This window comes from Ruegeria sp. HKCCA4812, from assembly GCF_013034245.1.
Taxonomy (GTDB): Bacteria; Pseudomonadota; Alphaproteobacteria; order Rhodobacterales; family Rhodobacteraceae; genus Ruegeria.
The window spans coordinates 1231059-1248279 of record NZ_WQFQ01000001.1; the positions used below are offsets into that span (position 1 = coordinate 1231059).

17 protein-coding genes and 1 riboswitch are annotated in these 17221 nt (G+C 59.0%); of the genes, 7 read left to right on the forward strand and 10 right to left on the reverse strand.

Going from position 1 to position 17221, the window contains the following annotated elements; translation table 11 throughout:
• Positions 1-8: 8 nt before the first annotated feature.
• The gene (locus tag GOW04_RS06135; RefSeq protein WP_171231860.1) at positions 9-938 is read right to left on the reverse strand and encodes a glycine--tRNA ligase subunit alpha; all 930 of its coding nucleotides are present in this window, start codon (positions 936-938) and stop codon (positions 9-11) included.
• Positions 939-1144: 206 nt separating this feature from the next.
• Here GOW04_RS06135 and GOW04_RS06140 point away from each other — a divergent pair, with 206 nt between their 5' ends.
• Positions 1145-2884, forward strand: a complete 1740-nt coding sequence (locus GOW04_RS06140; RefSeq protein WP_171231861.1) for a serine protease — start codon at positions 1145-1147, stop codon at positions 2882-2884.
• Between the two features lie 52 nt (positions 2885-2936).
• Here the strand turns inward: GOW04_RS06140 and GOW04_RS06145 are convergent, their stop codons facing one another.
• From GOW04_RS06145 to metZ, 5 genes are all read right to left on the reverse strand, one after another.
• On the reverse strand, positions 2937-4511 hold the full coding sequence (locus GOW04_RS06145) for a thiamine pyrophosphate-binding protein (protein ID WP_171231862.1): 1575 nt from the start codon (positions 4509-4511) through the stop codon (positions 2937-2939).
• Entirely contained in the window at positions 4511-5959 is a 1449-nt protein-coding gene (locus tag GOW04_RS06150) for a TrkH family potassium uptake protein (protein ID WP_171231863.1), read from the reverse strand. Before GOW04_RS06150 ends, GOW04_RS06145 begins: the two co-directional genes overlap by 1 nt.
• Before the next feature lie 52 nt (positions 5960-6011).
• Entirely contained in the window at positions 6012-7004 is a 993-nt protein-coding gene (locus GOW04_RS06155; protein WP_171231864.1) for a hypothetical protein, read from the reverse strand.
• Between the two features lie 64 nt (positions 7005-7068).
• Positions 7069-8172 (reverse strand): GTP cyclohydrolase FolE2, encoded by a 1104-nt coding sequence (gene folE2, locus GOW04_RS06160; protein ID WP_171231865.1) that lies wholly within the window; start codon positions 8170-8172, stop codon positions 7069-7071.
• Between the two features lie 232 nt (positions 8173-8404).
• On the reverse strand, positions 8405-9610 hold the full coding sequence (metZ, locus tag GOW04_RS06165) for an O-succinylhomoserine sulfhydrylase (protein WP_171231866.1): 1206 nt from the start codon (positions 9608-9610) through the stop codon (positions 8405-8407).
• 62 nt (positions 9611-9672) lie between these two features.
• Positions 9673-9750, reverse strand: a riboswitch (SAM riboswitch).
• Between the two features lie 121 nt (positions 9751-9871).
• Here metZ and GOW04_RS06170 point away from each other — a divergent pair.
• Positions 9872-10570 carry a glutathione S-transferase N-terminal domain-containing protein gene (locus tag GOW04_RS06170; protein ID WP_171231867.1) on the forward strand — a complete coding sequence of 233 codons (699 nt, stop codon included), beginning with the start codon at positions 9872-9874 and terminating at the stop codon, positions 10568-10570.
• A 69-nt stretch (positions 10571-10639) separates the two neighbouring features.
• Here GOW04_RS06170 and GOW04_RS06175 read toward each other — a convergent pair whose 3' ends face one another.
• The gene (locus tag GOW04_RS06175) at positions 10640-11026 is read right to left on the reverse strand and encodes a hypothetical protein (RefSeq protein ID WP_171119571.1); all 387 of its coding nucleotides are present in this window, start codon (positions 11024-11026) and stop codon (positions 10640-10642) included.
• A 225-nt stretch (positions 11027-11251) separates the two neighbouring features.
• Positions 11252-11644 carry an OB-fold nucleic acid binding domain-containing protein gene (locus GOW04_RS06180; protein WP_171231868.1) on the reverse strand — a complete coding sequence of 131 codons (393 nt, stop codon included), beginning with the start codon at positions 11642-11644 and terminating at the stop codon, positions 11252-11254.
• A gap of 127 nt (positions 11645-11771) precedes the next feature.
• On the opposite strand from GOW04_RS06180, the gene GOW04_RS06185 reads away from it, so the two are divergent.
• Positions 11772-12095, forward strand: a complete 324-nt coding sequence (locus GOW04_RS06185; RefSeq protein ID WP_152457603.1) for a 2Fe-2S iron-sulfur cluster-binding protein — start codon at positions 11772-11774, stop codon at positions 12093-12095.
• Positions 12095-12838, forward strand: coding sequence for a VCBS repeat-containing protein (locus tag GOW04_RS06190; protein WP_254430062.1), 744 nt, complete (start codon positions 12095-12097; stop codon positions 12836-12838). Before GOW04_RS06185 ends, GOW04_RS06190 begins: the two co-directional genes overlap by 1 nt.
• Before the next feature lie 134 nt (positions 12839-12972).
• On the opposite strand, the gene purD is transcribed toward GOW04_RS06190, so the two are convergent.
• Positions 12973-14241, reverse strand: a complete 1269-nt coding sequence (gene purD, locus GOW04_RS06195) for a phosphoribosylamine--glycine ligase (RefSeq protein ID WP_171231869.1) — start codon at positions 14239-14241, stop codon at positions 12973-12975.
• 75 nt (positions 14242-14316) lie between these two features.
• Between purD and xseA the strand changes: the two genes are divergently transcribed.
• Both xseA and GOW04_RS06205 read left to right on the forward strand, forming a co-directional pair.
• Positions 14317-15801 carry an exodeoxyribonuclease VII large subunit gene (gene xseA / locus GOW04_RS06200; protein ID WP_171231870.1) on the forward strand — a complete coding sequence of 495 codons (1485 nt, stop codon included), beginning with the start codon at positions 14317-14319 and terminating at the stop codon, positions 15799-15801.
• Between the two features lie 22 nt (positions 15802-15823).
• Positions 15824-16045, forward strand: a complete 222-nt coding sequence (locus GOW04_RS06205; protein ID WP_171231871.1) for a glutathione binding-like protein — start codon at positions 15824-15826, stop codon at positions 16043-16045.
• Here the strand turns inward: GOW04_RS06205 and GOW04_RS06210 are convergent, their stop codons facing one another.
• The gene (locus tag GOW04_RS06210; RefSeq protein WP_171170685.1) at positions 16046-16426 is read right to left on the reverse strand and encodes a hypothetical protein; all 381 of its coding nucleotides are present in this window, start codon (positions 16424-16426) and stop codon (positions 16046-16048) included.
• Positions 16427-16581: 155 nt separating this feature from the next.
• Here GOW04_RS06210 and GOW04_RS06215 point away from each other — a divergent pair, with 155 nt between their 5' ends.
• Entirely contained in the window at positions 16582-17220 is a 639-nt protein-coding gene (locus tag GOW04_RS06215; RefSeq protein WP_171231872.1) for a lysoplasmalogenase, read from the forward strand.
• Position 17221: the final 1 nt, after the last annotated feature.

The following is a 17221-nucleotide window of genomic DNA, read 5'->3' on the forward strand; positions in this document are numbered from 1 at the left end:
TTGCCTCATCAGGCTTGAAACCCGGCGGCCTCGGTCTGCACGAACGCATCCGCACATTGTTTGGCCAACGCCCGGACGCGCCCGATATAGGCCTGCCGTTCGGTCACCGAGATCACGCCGCGCGCGTCCAGCAGGTTGAAGATGTGACTGGCCTTGATGCATTGATCATAGGCCGGGTGCGCCATGATGATGCGTTTGCCCGTCTTCGGGTCCACATGCTCTTGGCTCAGAATGGCGGCGCACTCGGCCTCGGCCTCTTCGAAGTGGCGCAGCAGAACCTCGGTGTTTGCCACGTCAAAGTTCCAGCGGGCGTACTCCTCTTCGGTCTGCTTGAAGATATCGCCGTAAGTCAAAGGACTCGGCGACTGGGGGTCATTGAACGGCATGTCCATCACGTGATCAATGCCCAGCACATACATGGCCAGACGCTCCAGCCCATAGGTCAGCTCGCCTGATACCGGCGCGCAGTCATGGCCGCCAACCTGTTGGAAATAGGTGAACTGGCTGACTTCCATTCCGTCACACCAGACTTCCCAACCCAGACCCCACGCGCCGAGCGTCGGGCTTTCCCAGTCATCTTCGACAAAACGGATGTCGTGCAGGTCCATGTCGATGCCGATCGCCTTGAGGCTTCCCAGATACAGCTCCTGCAAATCCGGTGGGCTGGGTTTGATCAGCACCTGGTACTGATAGTAGTGCTGCAACCGGTTCGGGTTCTCGCCATAACGCCCATCCGTCGGGCGGCGTGACGGTTGAACGTAAGCCGCAGCCCAGGCTTTCGAGCCAAGCGCGCGCAGGGTGGTCGCGGGATGGAACGTTCCGGCCCCGACTTCCATGTCATAGGGCTGTAGAATGGCACAGCCTTTAGACGCCCAATAGGTCTGAAGCCGCAGGATGATCTCCTGAAATGAACGCGGTGCGCTGGTCGGTTCGGTCATGGCATTCCCTCTGGGCGCCTTTGCGCCCGGTTCCGGTCGGTTTTGCCCTTCCTATGCAAGGGGCAAAGGGGCGTCAACGGGGCTTGGGGCCAAGCCTGTATCTGCAGGGCCACACCGTAAATTCCCCGCATTCGCGGCATGGCTTTTCGCAAATGAATTCGCGTATTCTGCGCCAAAGCACGAACACTGCATAAGACGGGCAGACTATGACACGCGTATTTTCAGCAATCCTATTGTTTCTTCTGGTCGGCCTGCGCGCCGCAACCGCACAACAAGATCCCGGCGTCTGGGTCCAGGTCGAGGCCCAGCCATCACTGCGCGAAGCGCAGGAACGGGCACAGGCCTATGCCGGTGCTTTGCCGGATGTGAACGGGTTTCGCCTGAACAGCGGCTGGTACGCGATCGTCATCGGCCCCTATGCGCGGACCGACGCCGAACAGGTGCTGCGCGTCTATCGGGCCGAAGGCCAGATACCGCGCGACAGTTACATCGCGTTTTCCAGCGCGATGGGGCAACAGTTCTGGCCCATCGGGGCAAACGTGCTGAACCGTGGCACCGTCGCGGCACCAATTGAACAAGCGGTACAACCGGAAGAGGCTCCGGCAGCCGCCGCACCACAGGATTCGGATGAAACCCGTGCGCAGGCGCTTCAGTCCGAACGTCTGTTGACCGCGCAGGAACGCAAGGATCTGCAAACGGCTCTGCGCGCGGCGGGGTTTTACAACTCGACCATTGATGGTGCGTTCGGGCAAGGCACCCGCCGATCGATGAGCGATTGGCAGCGCTATAACGGGTTTGACGCCACGGGCGTTCTGACCACGTTGCAGCGCAAGGCCCTGATGGATGACTACAACGCGCCGCTGATCTCTGTCGGAATGGAGCGGTATTCCGACGACAAGGCCGGGATCGTGCTCGACATGCCTCTGGGCGCTGTCAGCCTTGATCGCTATGAGGCCCCGTTCGTACATTTCAAAAGCAGCTCTGACCTGAACGCCAAGGCGCTCCTGATCAGCCAAGAGGGGGACAAGAACACGCTCCGCGCGCTCTACGAAGTGATGCAATCGCTTGAGATCGTTCCACTGAATGGCCCTCGTGAACTGGGCCGCGACCGGTTTACCCTTGAAGGACGCGGCAACGGCATAGTGTCCTTTACGCAAGCGCAATTGGCGGATGGAAAAATCAAGGGCTTCACCCTTGTCTGGCCCGAAGGAGACGAGGCACGTCGCCTGCGGGTTCTGTCAGCGATGACCTCCAGCTTCAGCACAACGAATGCGGTTCTGGATGCCGCCGCCGGTGCTTCCGCAGAACAGCGCATCGATCTGGTGTCGGGCCTTCAGGTCCGCAAGCCTCGGCTGACGCGCTCTGGTTTCTTCGCGGATGAGAACGGGACAGTACTGACGGTTTCCGAGGCCGCGGAGAGCTGCACGCGGATCACTCTGGATGGTGATCAAGAGGTTCAACTGGCCCTGACTGACCCTGAACTTGGCGTGGCGGTCCTGCGCCCTGCAAAAACGCTCGCCCCCATGAGCGTCGCCGCGTTCAGTGCCACCAAGCCGCGCATCAAGTCGGAAGTGGCCGTGTCCGGCTTTTCCTATCAGGGCGCATTGGGTGGCCCCACCCTGACCTACGGGCAGGTCGCGGACATACGTGGGCTGAGCGGTGAGACCGGCGTCAAGCGTCTGGCGCTGAACGCCCAACCCGGTGATGCAGGCGGCCCGGTCTTCAACGACAGCGGCAACGTCGTCGGAATGTTGTTGCCCACACCGTCCGAAGGGCGCACCCTGCCCGCTTCGGTCAGCCTTGCGGCCACCGTTGATCGGTTGACCGAAATTCTTGCAGAGGCCGGAGTGTCCGGTCAATCGAGCGAAGAAACCATACAGATATCGCCCAATGAGTTGAACCGGCGCGCAACCGGCATGACGGTTCTGGTTCACTGCTGGGATTGATCCGACAGCACCTCAGCAAAAAAGCGCCGCATGAAAGTGCGGCGCTTTTTCGTTACAGAATATCAGGTGTCACGTGGATCAAGGTCGGCACAGGCGCATCGAATGCGGCCCCTACTGCACTTTGCATCTCTGCTACATTCGAAGGCGCCGAGGAGCGCGCACCAAAGGCTTCGGCAAGTTTGCAGAAATCGGGATTATGCGCCATGACCGCGTTGGGCGCGATCTGGCTGCGCACCATACTGTCCTCGATTTCCTTCAGTTTGCCATTGTCCCATAGAATGATGGGCAGCGACAATCCCAACTCAACCGCCACGCCCAGTTCCTGCATTGTGTAATGGAACCCGTAATCCCCGGCGATAACCGCCGTGGGTTTGCCGCGCCGGGCAACCGCCCCGCCAATACCGGCGGGCAACCCATAGCCAAGAGTGCCAAACCCCGTCGGATGATGCCAGTGATGAGGATAGGCCATGTCCCATACCTCTTTGGCGACATAGGCAAACTGCGTCATGTCCGAATAGATCATGGTGTCGGCCGGCATGGCCGCGCGCAACGCGTCCGCGATCGGCTCGATTCCGGGCCGCTCTGCATCCACCTCGGCACGCCAGCGGGCGCGCATCTCGGCGACTTCCTCGGGCGACCAGCCTGTTGCTGGTTTCATGTCCTGAGTTGCGTGCCACAAGGCGCGGGCAAAGCTCTGGCTGTCGACTTGCAGCTTGATGGCGGCGCGATGGCGATCCGAAAGAACTTCGGGGTCGAGGTCGACGCGTATCAAGGTCGCCTTATGCCCCAAATCCTGCCGCCACAAATCGACCTCGCTCAGCTCGGCCCCCACCGCAACGACCAGATCCGCCGACGCGATTACCTCGGCGCTGCCGGGACGTGGCAACATGGACCCGAAGTCCAGCGGATAATTTGCGCCCGGCAGCCCGCGCCCGGCATACGTGGTAAAGCAGGCCGCCCCCAGCTGTGTCAAAATCTGACGCCAATCATTCGACCTGCATCCGCCACCTAGGATGAACAGCGGCCTGCGGGCAAGGTTCAACATGGACACGACCGATGACACGTCAGGCGGCAAGGCTTTGGCGCGCAGCGCGGGCTGGTTGGGGAACGGCGCGGGGTCGGCCTCGGCCTGCAACTGCGCGATGGGCACCTGAATGTGCTTGGGGCGCGGACGCGAAAGCTCGAATTCTTCAAACGCCCGTTCTATCAGCCCATAGGCAGCTTCGGCAGAGTTGGCCTGTACAGACCAATCCGCAACCGTGCCGGCGGCAGCACGTTGATCTTTCATCTGGTGCAACTGACCCCGGACAGCCTGCGTTTCATCCAGACAAGAGGACAGAATCAGCATCGGAACCGAGTCGCTGTAGGCCTGTCCGATCGGGGTCATGATGTTGCACAAACCGGGGCCGGTGATCACATAGGCGACGCCGGGGCGGCCGGTTGCGCGCGCGTAACCATCAGCCATGAATCCGGCCCCCTGCTCGTGCCGGGCCAGAACATGCGTGATGCCGGCCTCTTCGATACCACGATACATTTCCTGGTTGTGGACGCCCGGTATACCGAAAATCACATCCACGCCACGATCCTTGAGCATATGCGAGATTTGCGCGCCAAGGGGTCTTTTCATCAGCCTCTCCAGAATTGAACGGTGAAGATCGCGTAAACGGCCAAAAGCTCGAGCCGCCCGACCAGCATCCCGATGGTCAGCAACCACTTGGCCGTATCGTTGAGACCTGCAAAATTACCCGCCGGTCCGATCTGATCGCCGAGACCCGGTCCAACGTTCGCCAACGCTGTCGCGGCCCCGGAGACGGACGTGACGAAATCCAGACCTGTCAGCGCCAACGCCCAGGACAACACCCCCATCGACAAAACGAAGAACATGAAAAAACTCATCACCGAGGTCAGAACGTCCCGTCCGACCGGCCTTCCATCATAGAGCGGCATGAACACGCCATGCGGGGACCTGATCCGTTTGATCTGGCTTTTGATTGAGGCGAACAGCAACTGATAGCGAAAAACCTTGATCGAGCACGCAGTCGACCCCGCGCATCCACCGATCAATCCGATCAGGAAAAACAGCATGATCGGAAAGCTGCCCCACCCCATGTAATCGACACTGGCGTATCCTGTCCCCGAAATGATCGAGGTGATGTTGAACAGTGACTCGCGGAACGCCTGTTCCCAATGATGCGGAAAGACCGAGGTCAGAAAGACTGACATGATGACAACCAGAACCAGAATGATCGCCAGAAATGCCCGGATTTGACTGTCTTTCCATAACGACGCCGTATGACCATTGGCCAACTGGACATAGCGCACAAAGGGAAGAGCCGCCAAAATCATGAAGACGGATGCAGCATATTCGGCCGGGCCTGAAAATGTTCCAAACGAGGCATCATAGTTCGAAAAACCGCCCGTGGACACCGTCGTGAAAGCATGCACCAACGCGTCAAAAAAACTCATCCCAAACGCGGCATAGACCAGCACGCATACAAGTGTCAGGAAGACGTAGATCAGGGAAATCTGCCCCGCAATCTCCTGCGCGCGAGGCAGGATTTTCCCCATGGTCTCAAACCCTTCCGAGCGGAAGATTTGCATGCCACCAACCCGCAATTCGGGCAGGAATACCATCGCGACGACGATGATACCGATGCCTCCCAGCCATTGCAGGGTACCGCGCCACAACAAAAGGCCCTTTGGCAGCGTGTCCAACCCTGAAATTACGGTCGAACCGGTCGTCGTAAGGCCTGACATCGCCTCAAAATAGGCATCGACAAAGCGCAGCTCGGTTTCACCGAACAGAAACGGGATTGCACCAAACACCGGCAGCGCGACCCACACGCCGGTTGTCAGCAAAAAGGTCTGCCGGATGGTCAGCCCCTCGCCCACACCGTTCGAGCAACTCATCGCCAGGACGGATCCGGTCAGCATTGTGATTATCGCGCTTTCCAGGAACACATTCCATTCGCCGCGACCTTCGATAATGTCCGCGAGCATAGGAAACAGCATGGTCGCCCCAAGAATGGCGACCAGCAAGCCAATCACATATCCGACCGGGCGAAGATCCATCATAACGCGCAGCGTTGGCGCGCCAGCCCGACCGTGTCAAGCAGATGATCCCGGTTTACGTGTCTGTTTTGGTATCTGCCCCCGGCATTGCGGGCGGTTTTGACGGCGGTCGCGTTTTGCGCGCCTGCGGTTTTGATTGTTCTGCCGATGCCGCAGGTTTTGACTGCGCAGCATCGGGCGCCGACTTCTGAGGTTCTGCTTTGGGCGCAAGGGGCGCGGTTTTTGCTGGGGTCGAAACGGTTTTTTCGATAGGCTTAGCGGCTTTGGCGCGCGCAGCAGGTGCCTTGGTCGCAGAAGCCGCCGGTCTGCTACGAGGTTTTTTTGCCGGGGCCGACGCGCCTGAGGAAGACGTGGTTGCAGTCGCGTTCCGCGCAGCCGGTTTGGCGTTTTTTGCAACAGCTGCGGCCGGTTTCGATTCTGTTTTTGGCTGCGGCGCCGGTTTGGGTGCTGGTTTTGGTGCGTGCTTTGCTATCGCCGCAGGTTCAGCCTTTGGCGTGACGGCGGCGCGCGGCTTCGCGGAAAACTCCGCAGGTTTGGGCTCAGGTTTGCCGGCGGTGACCTTCGTTACGGTTTTTTTCACTGCTGCGGTCTTTTTGACGGCAGCTTTTTGCACACGCTGCGCAGTGGCTTTTGCCTTGACCGTCGTCTTTTCCACCGGCTTTTCCGGGGACGCCGCAGCCACGTGCAACGCTTGCACAGGAGCCATCGGCAATTCGAACGCTGAACGGGCCACGATCTGCATGATCTTCATCTGGTTGACCATTGCGTAACCAGCCATGCGAATTGCCGCAGCTTGAAACTCCAGCGGTTGGGTAATCGGATTCATTACATGCTTCTCCTGTAATAACGATGCAGCCCAAATGTGATGGATAAAACGCCTTGCCCTCTTCGATTTCTCGAACGGTGGTCGCGGTCTTGCAGTCCAAGGCGTCTCACGTCTCCGCATCCTTTTCGGGGCGGCCAGCCAATCAAATGGCAAGCATCCAGCTGCTGCATTCACGATAGATATACAACAAACGACTGCGCAAATGCAGCATTTTTGCTGCATTGCGGCAAAAGAACGCCTACCGTCGTAATCTCTGATTAAATCCTAATCGCTTACACGGCGGTATTCACCCAACGTGAAACAAAGTGTTGAACAGTCTTGGATCCAAGCTGGATGCCGCAAAGGTTGGGCCTTCGGTCAGAATCGACACAGCGTCGTGGCTATGCAGGCTTTCCTGATGGCTGGCTATTATCCGGAAATCACCAACATGATGATCTGCCAGCAATTCAGCGCAGAACAAGCGCGCCGCATCTTCGACAAAAATCGGATTGGCTGCGTTCAACTCGGCAAAAGCCTGTTCGTCTTCACGTTTGACCATGACCTGAGTTTCGGTCGGCACCGCGCGTCGGCACAACCCGATCAGGTCTTCAAACCAAAGACAATCGGCATCGCAATCCACCACCACGGAAATTCGCGCGACAGATCGTTGCGAATGCGGTGTTGCCAATTGTCCCCGCATGACACGGGCATGTTCGCTCAACTCCAGAGAGCACGGGCAGGTCGAGGAATAGACATAGTCCAGGTGCATGATCTTCTGGCGCACACCGCCCGACTCCACCAGTTCCAGAGCGATGTCGTAATATTGATATCCTTCCAGACCTGATCTCAGGCTCTTGACCTTGTCGGGGTAAGAAAACCGCATTTGGATACGTGCATCAAAGCTGTCCAGATCGTTCATGTAGTCGTCAAGCGCCGCCTGCATGACTTCGAAGCTGAATGTACGCTCGGCATGTTTGTAAAAAGACCGCATGATCCGGGACATGTTGATGCCCTTTTTCTCGGCCTCAAGGCTGACGGTGCCCGTAACAGACGTCTCAAGCGTCAGGTCTTCCCCATCTTTCCGATGGAAACGGATCGGCAGGCGAAAGTTCGAGATGCCAACATGCTGGATCTGCTGCTTGGCACCGCGTATCAAGCTGGACGGGCCGTTTTGCAAGTCGGGCAATGACGCTCGGTAATCCGCGTCAACCGAGAAACCCTCCGGGTACTCGCGCGAAAGCGAAGGATAGTTCACCCGGGTCAGGCCGGGCACCAGCCGCGCAATAGCCGGATCCAGCTGGCTGATCTCGGATGCCGTCGCAGATTCCGCCCATTGCCGCAGAACTTTAAGGGCCTCGGCGGCTTTTTCCTGATCCGGGGTCTCATCAATGTCGCGCGGGTGAATGTTCATCGGCTGCGGTTCCTCGATTGGTCGTAGAAATATATACGACTGCAGGTGATTTACCAGTTTAACCCAATACGCAGGCAATAGCAGTCCGGATTGAAAAAACCGGCGCAAAACCGTCATTCTGCAACGAAATACGCCTTTCGCAGACACAAAGGCCAGGCTTCAACCGCGAACACCACCCGAAAAGACGCCCCGTTCACAGACAACGCGACGACCCCTAGTGGTAAGAGGCTTGTCACTGTGCTGCTGTTTGCTTCTGCGAAGCCTCCAATGCCTGCTGGATGTCTGCCAGCAGGTCTCTGGCGTCTTCCAGGCCTACGGAAAAACGGATCAGGCCCGGCGTAATGCCCAACTCGTCCTTCTGCGCATCGCTGAGACGCTGGTGCGTTGTGGTCGCCGGGTGCGTTGCGATCGACTTGGCATCGCCCAGATTGTTCGAGATCACAGGAATGGTCAGCGCATTGAGGAAAGCAAAAGCCGCGTCCTTGCCGCCCTTGATATCCAGGGACAACACGGTCCCGCCTTTTCCACCAAGTTGCGATTGAACCAGAGCATTTTGCGCGTGGGTCTTCAAACCAGGGTAAAGGGTGCGCGCCAACGCGGGATGCCCTTCCAGCGCCTCGGCGATCCGTTGTGCGCTGTCGGCCTGCGCATTGACGCGCAGCGCCATGGTTTCCAGACCTTTGAGCATGACCCAGGCATTGAACGGGCTGAGCGCGCCGCCGGTATGCTTCAGATACGGCTCGACGGTTCCGCGGATGAAATCCCTGGTGCCGATGATGACACCGCCCAGCGCACGGCCCTGTCCGTCAATATGCTTGGTCGCCGAATAAACGACCACATCCGCGCCCTGTTCCATCGCGCGCGAAAAGACGGGCGTCGAAAACACGTTGTCCACCACCACAATCGCCCCAACGGCATGGGCCAATTTGGACACGGATGCGATGTCGATCACTTCAAGAGTCGGGTTCGACATCGATTCGAAGAAGACCGCCTTGGTGTCCGGGCGGATCGCTGCCTGCCATTGCTCCAGATCGGTACCGTCCACAAAGGTCACCTCGACGCCAAAACGGGTCAGGATGTTTTCCAGAATGTACAGGCACGACCCGAACAGTGCCTTTGCTGAAACAACATGGTCCCCGGCCTTCAGCATCGAGGTCAGCGCACCGTTCACCGCCGCCATGCCCGAAGCCGTCGCAAACGCATCCTCGCCACCTTCAAGGGCCGCGATGCGCTGTTCGAACATAGATACGGTCGGATTGCCATAGCGGGCATAGATGAACTCATCAGGGCCGCATTCCAGAAACCGGGCTTCGGCCTGTTCGGCAGTTTCGTACACAAAGCCCTGCGTCAGGAAAATCGCCTCGCTCACCTCGTTGTACTGACTGCGGCGGATACCGCCATGGACGGCTTGGGTGCGTTTGTTCCAGTTCTCGCTCATCTCATTCCCTTTCAGCCTCCGGCGGAGGCAAACAAAAAACCCCAGACGCGGCCAAGCGAAAGGGGTCTTTCATCCTGACCTTTTAGCGGTGTTGTTTAGCGTGGCCCGCAATCCGGTAACAAATCGCCACGTAGCTTTGGGATGGCAATACGCCTCGGGCGGTTTGCGGTCAAGCCCGGCTTGCATTCGGTCACGCTTTCGTAAGCGGCCCTTGCCGAACCGGCAGAAACCCGCATGATCCCCCCAACATCAGGAGAACACATGGCTGACCCGATTGATCTGTATTTCTGGCCCACACCAAACGGCTGGAAAGTGTCCATCGCCCTGGAGGAGATGGGGCTGCCCTACACCACGCATCTGGTCAATATCGGAAAAGGTGATCAGTTCGACCCGCAGTTCCTGAAGATCGCCCCGAACAACCGTATGCCCGCAATCGTGGACCCTGACGGGCCGGATGGTGCACCGATCTCGGTTTTTGAAAGCGGGGCAATTCTGATGTATCTGGCCCGCAAGACCGGGCAGTTCTATGGCAAGACCGAGCGTGATCGGATTGCCGTAGAAGAATGGCTGATGTGGCAGATGGGCGGTGTTGGCCCGATGGCCGGTCAGGCGCATCACTTCCTGAAATACGCCCCGCAACTGAACCCGCCACAGGACCTGCCCTATGCCAAAGACCGTTACCGGACCGAGGTCTGTCGTCTGTACGGGGTGCTCGACAGACGGCTGGCCGAGAACGAATACGTTGCCGGAGACTTTTATTCGATTGCAGACATGTCGATCTGGGGCTGGGCCAGCCTATGGGAAGGGCAGCAGCAAGTGCTGGAGGACAAACCCCACTTTGCGCGCTGGCTGAAGACCGTCGGCGCCCGCCCCGGTGTTCAGGCCGGGCGCGCTCTGCACGCAGAGCTACGAGGAGACAATCGTGACAAGCAGGCGCAGGAGGTCTTGTTCAAACGATGACTGCGTTGAAAACCCGTTTGGATTGATGCGGATCATCAGCCCTGTCCGCCTTGGCCACGGCAGGTTCGGCTAGCGAAACTTGAATTCGGGTTCCGCCGGGAAAGGCATCGGGGTGTTCCTCCAAGCTCCACTGCGCAGCGCGGCAGGATTTCTGTGGTCAACGCGCATCCGGGGCGTCAGGACAAAAGCCGCTTGCTTCTTCCCATCCGTTTCCCGCACCAAGCGTGTCATCTCTTTTCGCTTCAGACGCTGCAATTCCGAGAGGTATTTTTGGGTATTCCCAAGGTGTCTGCGCTCGAAAGAGTGGGCACTCAATGCTTCCTCGATCATTCTGGCGGTATGCACGTATCCTTTTGAACGCGTATGCTCCAACAGTTCGCCAAGGCGACCGGCAATCTGGCTCTCATCCAGCTGGACGGTTTTTTCGAACGATCCATTTCGTGTTACTTCGGGCATCTGAACTGACTCTGAGAAGATGTTGAGTAGCGCGCCGTCGCGCCTGCGTTCAGACACAGGCCGACGCATAGAGATGCCCGCAGTACTAACACGACATCAAAGAGTCGACCGACCAATGCCGAATTGGCGGGAAAGCGCCTTTGACCCAGCGTGATATGCGAGAACTTACCGACATTGATCGGCGCACAGGTCTTGCTGTGCGCAAGGCGGCAAGACAGCCGCTCGCTATTGTCCGTCACGGCAGGCCGCCCCTGCGCCCTGGACCAGCATATCCAGCATCCCCGAAATATCCTCGATTTCTTCCGCAATCACATGGGTCACTGAATGCGTCCGCTGCATCCGGCCCGTCACCTTCAGCAATCGCCCCGAAATCACCGCACGGCGGAACCGTTCGTAGATTTTGCGCCAGACCACCACATTCACGATCCCGGTCTCATCTTCAAGCGTCAGAAAGATCACGCCCTTGGCCGTCCCCGGCCTCTGCCGCAGGATCACAAGCCCGGCCACAGCCACGCGCGCGCCCTCGGGCGGGGAATCCAGTTGGCTGGAAGGCAGACAGGACGGCGGGCGCGGCCAATCCCGGTTTGAAACCACAGGGCGAATGGGTGTAACAAGCATAAGAACAAAAATAGAACAAACGACAAGAAAGTCCAGACACGGCGCGCTGAGTCGCAAATGAGGCTGGAAAGACCTAAATGCCTTCACTAAGGAAGAAATCGAACATCGCAAAAGGAAGACGCACGCAATGGCAAAGATCACCTATGTCGAGCACGGCGGTACCGAACACACAGTCGAGGTCGCCAACGGACTGACCGTCATGGAAGGGGCCCGTGACAACAACATTCCCGGCATTGAGGCCGATTGTGGCGGCGCCTGCGCCTGCTCGACCTGCCATGTCTACGTCCACCCCGACTGGGTCGAGAAAATCCCGGCCAAGGATGACATGGAAGAAGACATGCTGGACTTTGCCTATGAGCCCGACCCGGCCCGCTCGCGCCTGACCTGCCAGATCAAGGTCACCGATGCGCTGGACGGTCTGGTCGTTCAGATGCCTGAAAAGCAGATCTGATGCAGAACAATGCGCCGCGCCTGCCCCGCCGCTTTTGGCAATCTCGGGCACGCGGCGCTTTGCTATCTTTCGGACTTTGGCTCACGCTGCAACCGGCTGACGCGGCGGAAACCATCAACGACGCCCGCTTCACAGAACCAACCACCCGCTACGCCCATGGCGTCCTGGGTGACACGATCGAATATGGCGCGGTGGAATTCACGACCGACACTACGGTCGTAACTGTTCGACTGCCGCAGGATCGCGTGTTCGAAGACCTCGCTCCGCGTTTGGCAGACGTCAACCTGGACGGCGCGCGCGAAGCAATTGTCGTTGAATCCCACGACAAATCAGGGGCTCAACTTGCGATCTACGACGCCGCCGGAGACAAGATCGCGGCCACGCCTCATATCGGTACCCGCTTCCGCTGGCTCGCCCCGATCGGGGCAGCCGACCTGGACGGCGACGGACATGTCGAGATCGCCTATATCGACCGTCCGCACCTTGCCAAAACGCTGCGCATCTGGCGCTACAAAGACAACGCCCTGACCGAAATCGCGGCTCTGCCCGGATTGACCAACCACAGGATCGGTGAAGATTTCATTTCCGGTGGCCTGCGCACCTGCGGCGACCGCCCGGAATTGATCGTGGCCAGCGCCGACTGGACGCGGATCGTCAGCGTCTTCTACGACAACGGCTGGATCACATCCGACCGGGGCCCGTTCAACGGCCGCAAAAGCCTTGCCCAAGCCCTGAACTGCTGATCCGCCTCTTCATCTGGCCAAAAATATCCCGGGGCGTGAGCGGTTGAAAGGAAATCGTCCAGTGGACGATTTCGACCGCGAACGCGCGCAGCGCCGGGAAGCCGCAAGGCCGAGGGGGCAAAGCCCCTGCCCCGTCAACCATCCAGAGCACGCCACCCGATATCGCGCCGGTAAAACCCGTCAGGCCAATCCACAGCTTCAACCATTTCATAGGCCCGGTCGCGCGCCTCTTGCAGCGTGTTCCCACGGGCGGTCACGTTCACCACGCGCCCGCCCGATGCAACCACCTGTCCATCGACACTCTTTGTACCAGCGTGGAACACCATGTTCCGGCTGTCTTCGGGCAGGCCTTCAAGCCCTTTGATCGCAGTGCCTTTCTTGTAAGCACCCGGATAGCCATTGGCCGCCATTACAACCGTGATGGCATGGTCATCCGCCCAATTCACCCGCATCTCACCCAACCTGCCTTCGGCGGCCGCGTGCATCAGGTCCATCGCCTGCGCGCCCAATCGCATCATCAACACCTGACATTCAGGATCACCGAAGCGGACGTTGTATTCGACCAGTCTTGGCTGCCCGTCCTTGATCATCAAACCTGCATAAAGAACGCCCTGAAACGGCGTTCCCCGACGCTTCATCTCGGCGATGGTAGGGCGCACGATCTCTTCCATCGCGCGCGCCTCCACCTCTTCGCTCAACACCGGCGCCGGAGAATACGCGCCCATCCCGCCCGTGTTCGGCCCGGTATCGCCCTCGCCAACCCGTTTGTGATCCTGGGCCGTCCCGACTGAAAGAATGTCCTCACCATCACAAAGAACGAACAGCGAGGCTTCTTCCCCATCCATGAATTCTTCAATGACGACTTCCGCACCGGCACCGCCAAACGCACCGCCGAACATGTCGTCAATGGCGTCCAGTGCGGTCTTTTCGTCCATCGCAACGATAACGCCCTTGCCTGCGGCCAGACCATCGGCCTTGACCACAATCGGTGCGCCCTGTTCGCGGGTATAGGCTTTGGCAGCCTCGGCCTCGGTAAACCGGGCATAAGCTGCGGTGGGGGCGTTGGCCGCGTCGCAGATTTCCTTGGTGAAACTTTTCGACGCTTCCAGCTTTGCCGCCTCGGCCGAGGGTCCAAAAACCAATACTCCGGCTTCGCGCAACCGATCAACCACTCCGGCCGCCAAAGGCGCCTCGGGCCCGACGATCACGAAATCAATCGCATTTTCTTCGGCAAAGCCGACAACAGCCCCGCCGTTTTCAATATCCAGAGCGGCACAATCCGCGATCTGCGCGATCCCCGCATTCCCCGGAGCAACGATCAGGCGATCACATTTGGGGTTTTGCAGCACTGCCCATGCCAGGCTGTGTTCGCGCCCTCCGCTGCCGAGAATGAGGATATTCATGAAAGCTCTCCGATCTGCTTGGCCTTGCCTGCGCGGCGTTCTAAGCTGGGCGCGCATTTGAAACAAGGCGCTGAAATGTCCGACCTGCTTGATGACCCGATTCCGGGCCAAAACACCCCTGAATACACAGTGTCCGAAATTTCGGGTGAGGTGAAACGGACGCTCGAAGGCTCATTCGGCCGAATCCGCGTGCGCGGTGAGGTTGGGCGCGTGTTCAAAGCCCGATCCGGGCATCTGTATTACGACATCAAGGACGACCGGAACGTTTTGGCCTGCACTACGTGGAAAGGTCAGATTTCCGGCCTGTCCGTTGTGCCCGAAGAAGGGTTGGAGGTCGTCGTCACCGGCCGCCTTACCGCTTTCGGGGCGCAATCCAAATACAACCTGAACGTCGATGAGGTTTCTGTCGCGGGTCAGGGCGCGCTCATGGCGCTGCTGGAGAAGCGCAAGAAACAACTGGAATCCGAAGGTCTGTTCGCGCCGGAACGCAAGAAACCCTTGCCTTACCTGCCGCAGATCATTGGCGTTGTGACATCCCCTTCCGGTGCCGTGATCCGCGACATTCTGCATCGGCTCAGGGACAGGTTCCCGCGCAAGGTGCTGATCTGGCCTGTGGCGGTTCAAGGGGCCAACTGCGCCCCCGAGGTCGCCCGCGCCATCGAAGGCTTCAACCAACTGACACCCGGCGGCGCGTTGCCCCGGCCCGACCTGATCATCGTGGCCCGTGGCGGCGGATCGATCGAAGACCTCTGGGGCTTCAATGAAGAGATCGTCGCCCGCGCCGCAGCTGCGTCGGACATACCGTTGATCTCGGCCGTTGGGCATGAAACCGACACCACCCTGATTGATTTCGTTTCGGACCAGCGCGCGCCAACACCCACCGCGGCCGCCGAACTGGCCGTTCCCGTCCGCATGGAACTGCTTGCCTGGACCGAAGAGCAAGCTGCGCGCCTGTCCCGCGCGGCAACGGATGCAGTCCAACGCCGAACGCAAAGGCTGCGCGATCTGTCCCGCGCCCTGCCGCGCCCGGATAGCCTGTTGAACTCTCCAAGGCAACGCCTTGATTTGATTGCAGATCGCCTCACGCCCGCCTTGATCCGCGGGGTGCAGAACCGTCGCCTGCAAGTGGTGGAATTGTCTGCTCATCTGCGCCCCTCGACCCTGCGAAGCTTGATATCGACGCGACAGGAATCGCTGCGCAACCTGTCATCGCGCCTGTCCTTGCGACCGATCCAAAGGGAAATCGACCAGCAGCGGCAAAACCTCGATCGTTTCGGCGATCGAATGCACACGGCCCAAACCACGCGACTGGACCGCCTCAAACAGCAACTCGAAGCGACGGATCGCCTGCGCGAGACGCTGAGCTACAAAGCCACTTTGGACCGCGGATACGCGGTCGTCCGGGCCGAAGGGAATGTGATCACCACCAAGGCTCAGGCCGCCAAACAAACGGCGCTCGAGATCGAGTTCGCCGATGGTGTCCTCAGCACCGGCCCGGGCGCGAAATCACCCTCAAAGAAACCCAGGCCGGACACTCCGGATCAGGGATCACTGTTCTAAGCCATGTTGACCATCTGGGGCCGTGACAATCGCCGATGCGCAACTTTCTGAAAACACTTTCCTGTGCGGTTCCTGCCTGACTTTGGCCGATATCCAGTTGGGACACATACTCGATCGCTACTATGACATCGATATTTCGCGCGCATCACTGCCCAGTTTGCGCCGCTATTATGAAGGGTTGACGGGCAGGGCAGCTTACCAAACCCATGTCATGATCGATTATGATGCGCCGCGCGCCAACTGATCAAACGCCAACGTCCGGCCCGTAACAAACCATTTCTTCCCCAAGATCCTCTGCCTCATACAGCTCGGTCGCTTGCGGATTACCTTCGAACTGCGCAATCAAACCGCCACCGGATTGAGTGAAAACCCAGCATTGCGGATCCAGCCTGTCTTCGTAGACAAAGCAGATCTGCTCACCCTGCTGATACCAGATACCTTCCTTGCAATTCCCGTCGAGAAAAGACCAGATCACACGACGGTTCGGAAGATACCGCTCCACCCCGTAAATCTGACCTTCGAACCCGTAAAACAGAGTTTTGCCCTGCGTATACTTGTCGAACTCCGAGCCAGACAAAGGCGTTTGTGCCGCCACGGAATGTGCGGCAAAAGTCACGAGAATCATCAGGAACCTGAACATGTTTCCATTTTGTCAGAAGCGCTTCGGTCATGCCATTCGCCTGTTGGATCGGGGTCATCACAAGGTGCTTAACTCAACGTAAGCGGTTGATTTCACGCCACGCCCCAGATCAGATTATTCTGAACCGGCGAGGAGATGACATGACAACCCTACTGTTCTGGATCGCTTGTGGCTGCGCCCTTGGTTACCTGCCGCTGACCTCCCGGCCCGCCGGTTCTTTGCGCACTGTACTGAAAACCGCATCGGTCGCCCTATTGGCGGTCACGGCCATCATGAACGGTGGGCCTTGGCTGTTGGTTCTTGCGCTCGCTCTTTGTGCGACAGGCGACGCGCTGCTGTCGCGCGAAACAGATGCCACCTTCATGACGGGCATCGCCGCATTTGCCGCCGGGCATCTGGCCTATATCGCTCTGTTCCTGACACTGCCGATCAGTTCTGCCGGGCTGATCCTCAGCGCGCCTGCGATTGTATGGTCATTGATCATTCTGGGCATCATCATGGCCACATTGCTCGCGCCGCGCGCCGGAGACCTGAAGGGGCCCGTTCTGGCCTATATCCCCATCATTCTTGGCATGGGGGTCACGGTGCTGGCACTGCCAGATGCCGGTCCTCTTCGGTGGGCCTTTCCCGCCGCCATGGCCTTCATCGCGTCAGATCTGATCCTCGCAACCGAGAAGTTCCTGCTGCCGCCGCACCATCCGGCCCTCAAGGTGACGCCCTATCTTGTATGGCCCCTTTACTGGGGTGCTCAGCTTGGCTTTGTCCTTGCGTTTGCGTGAC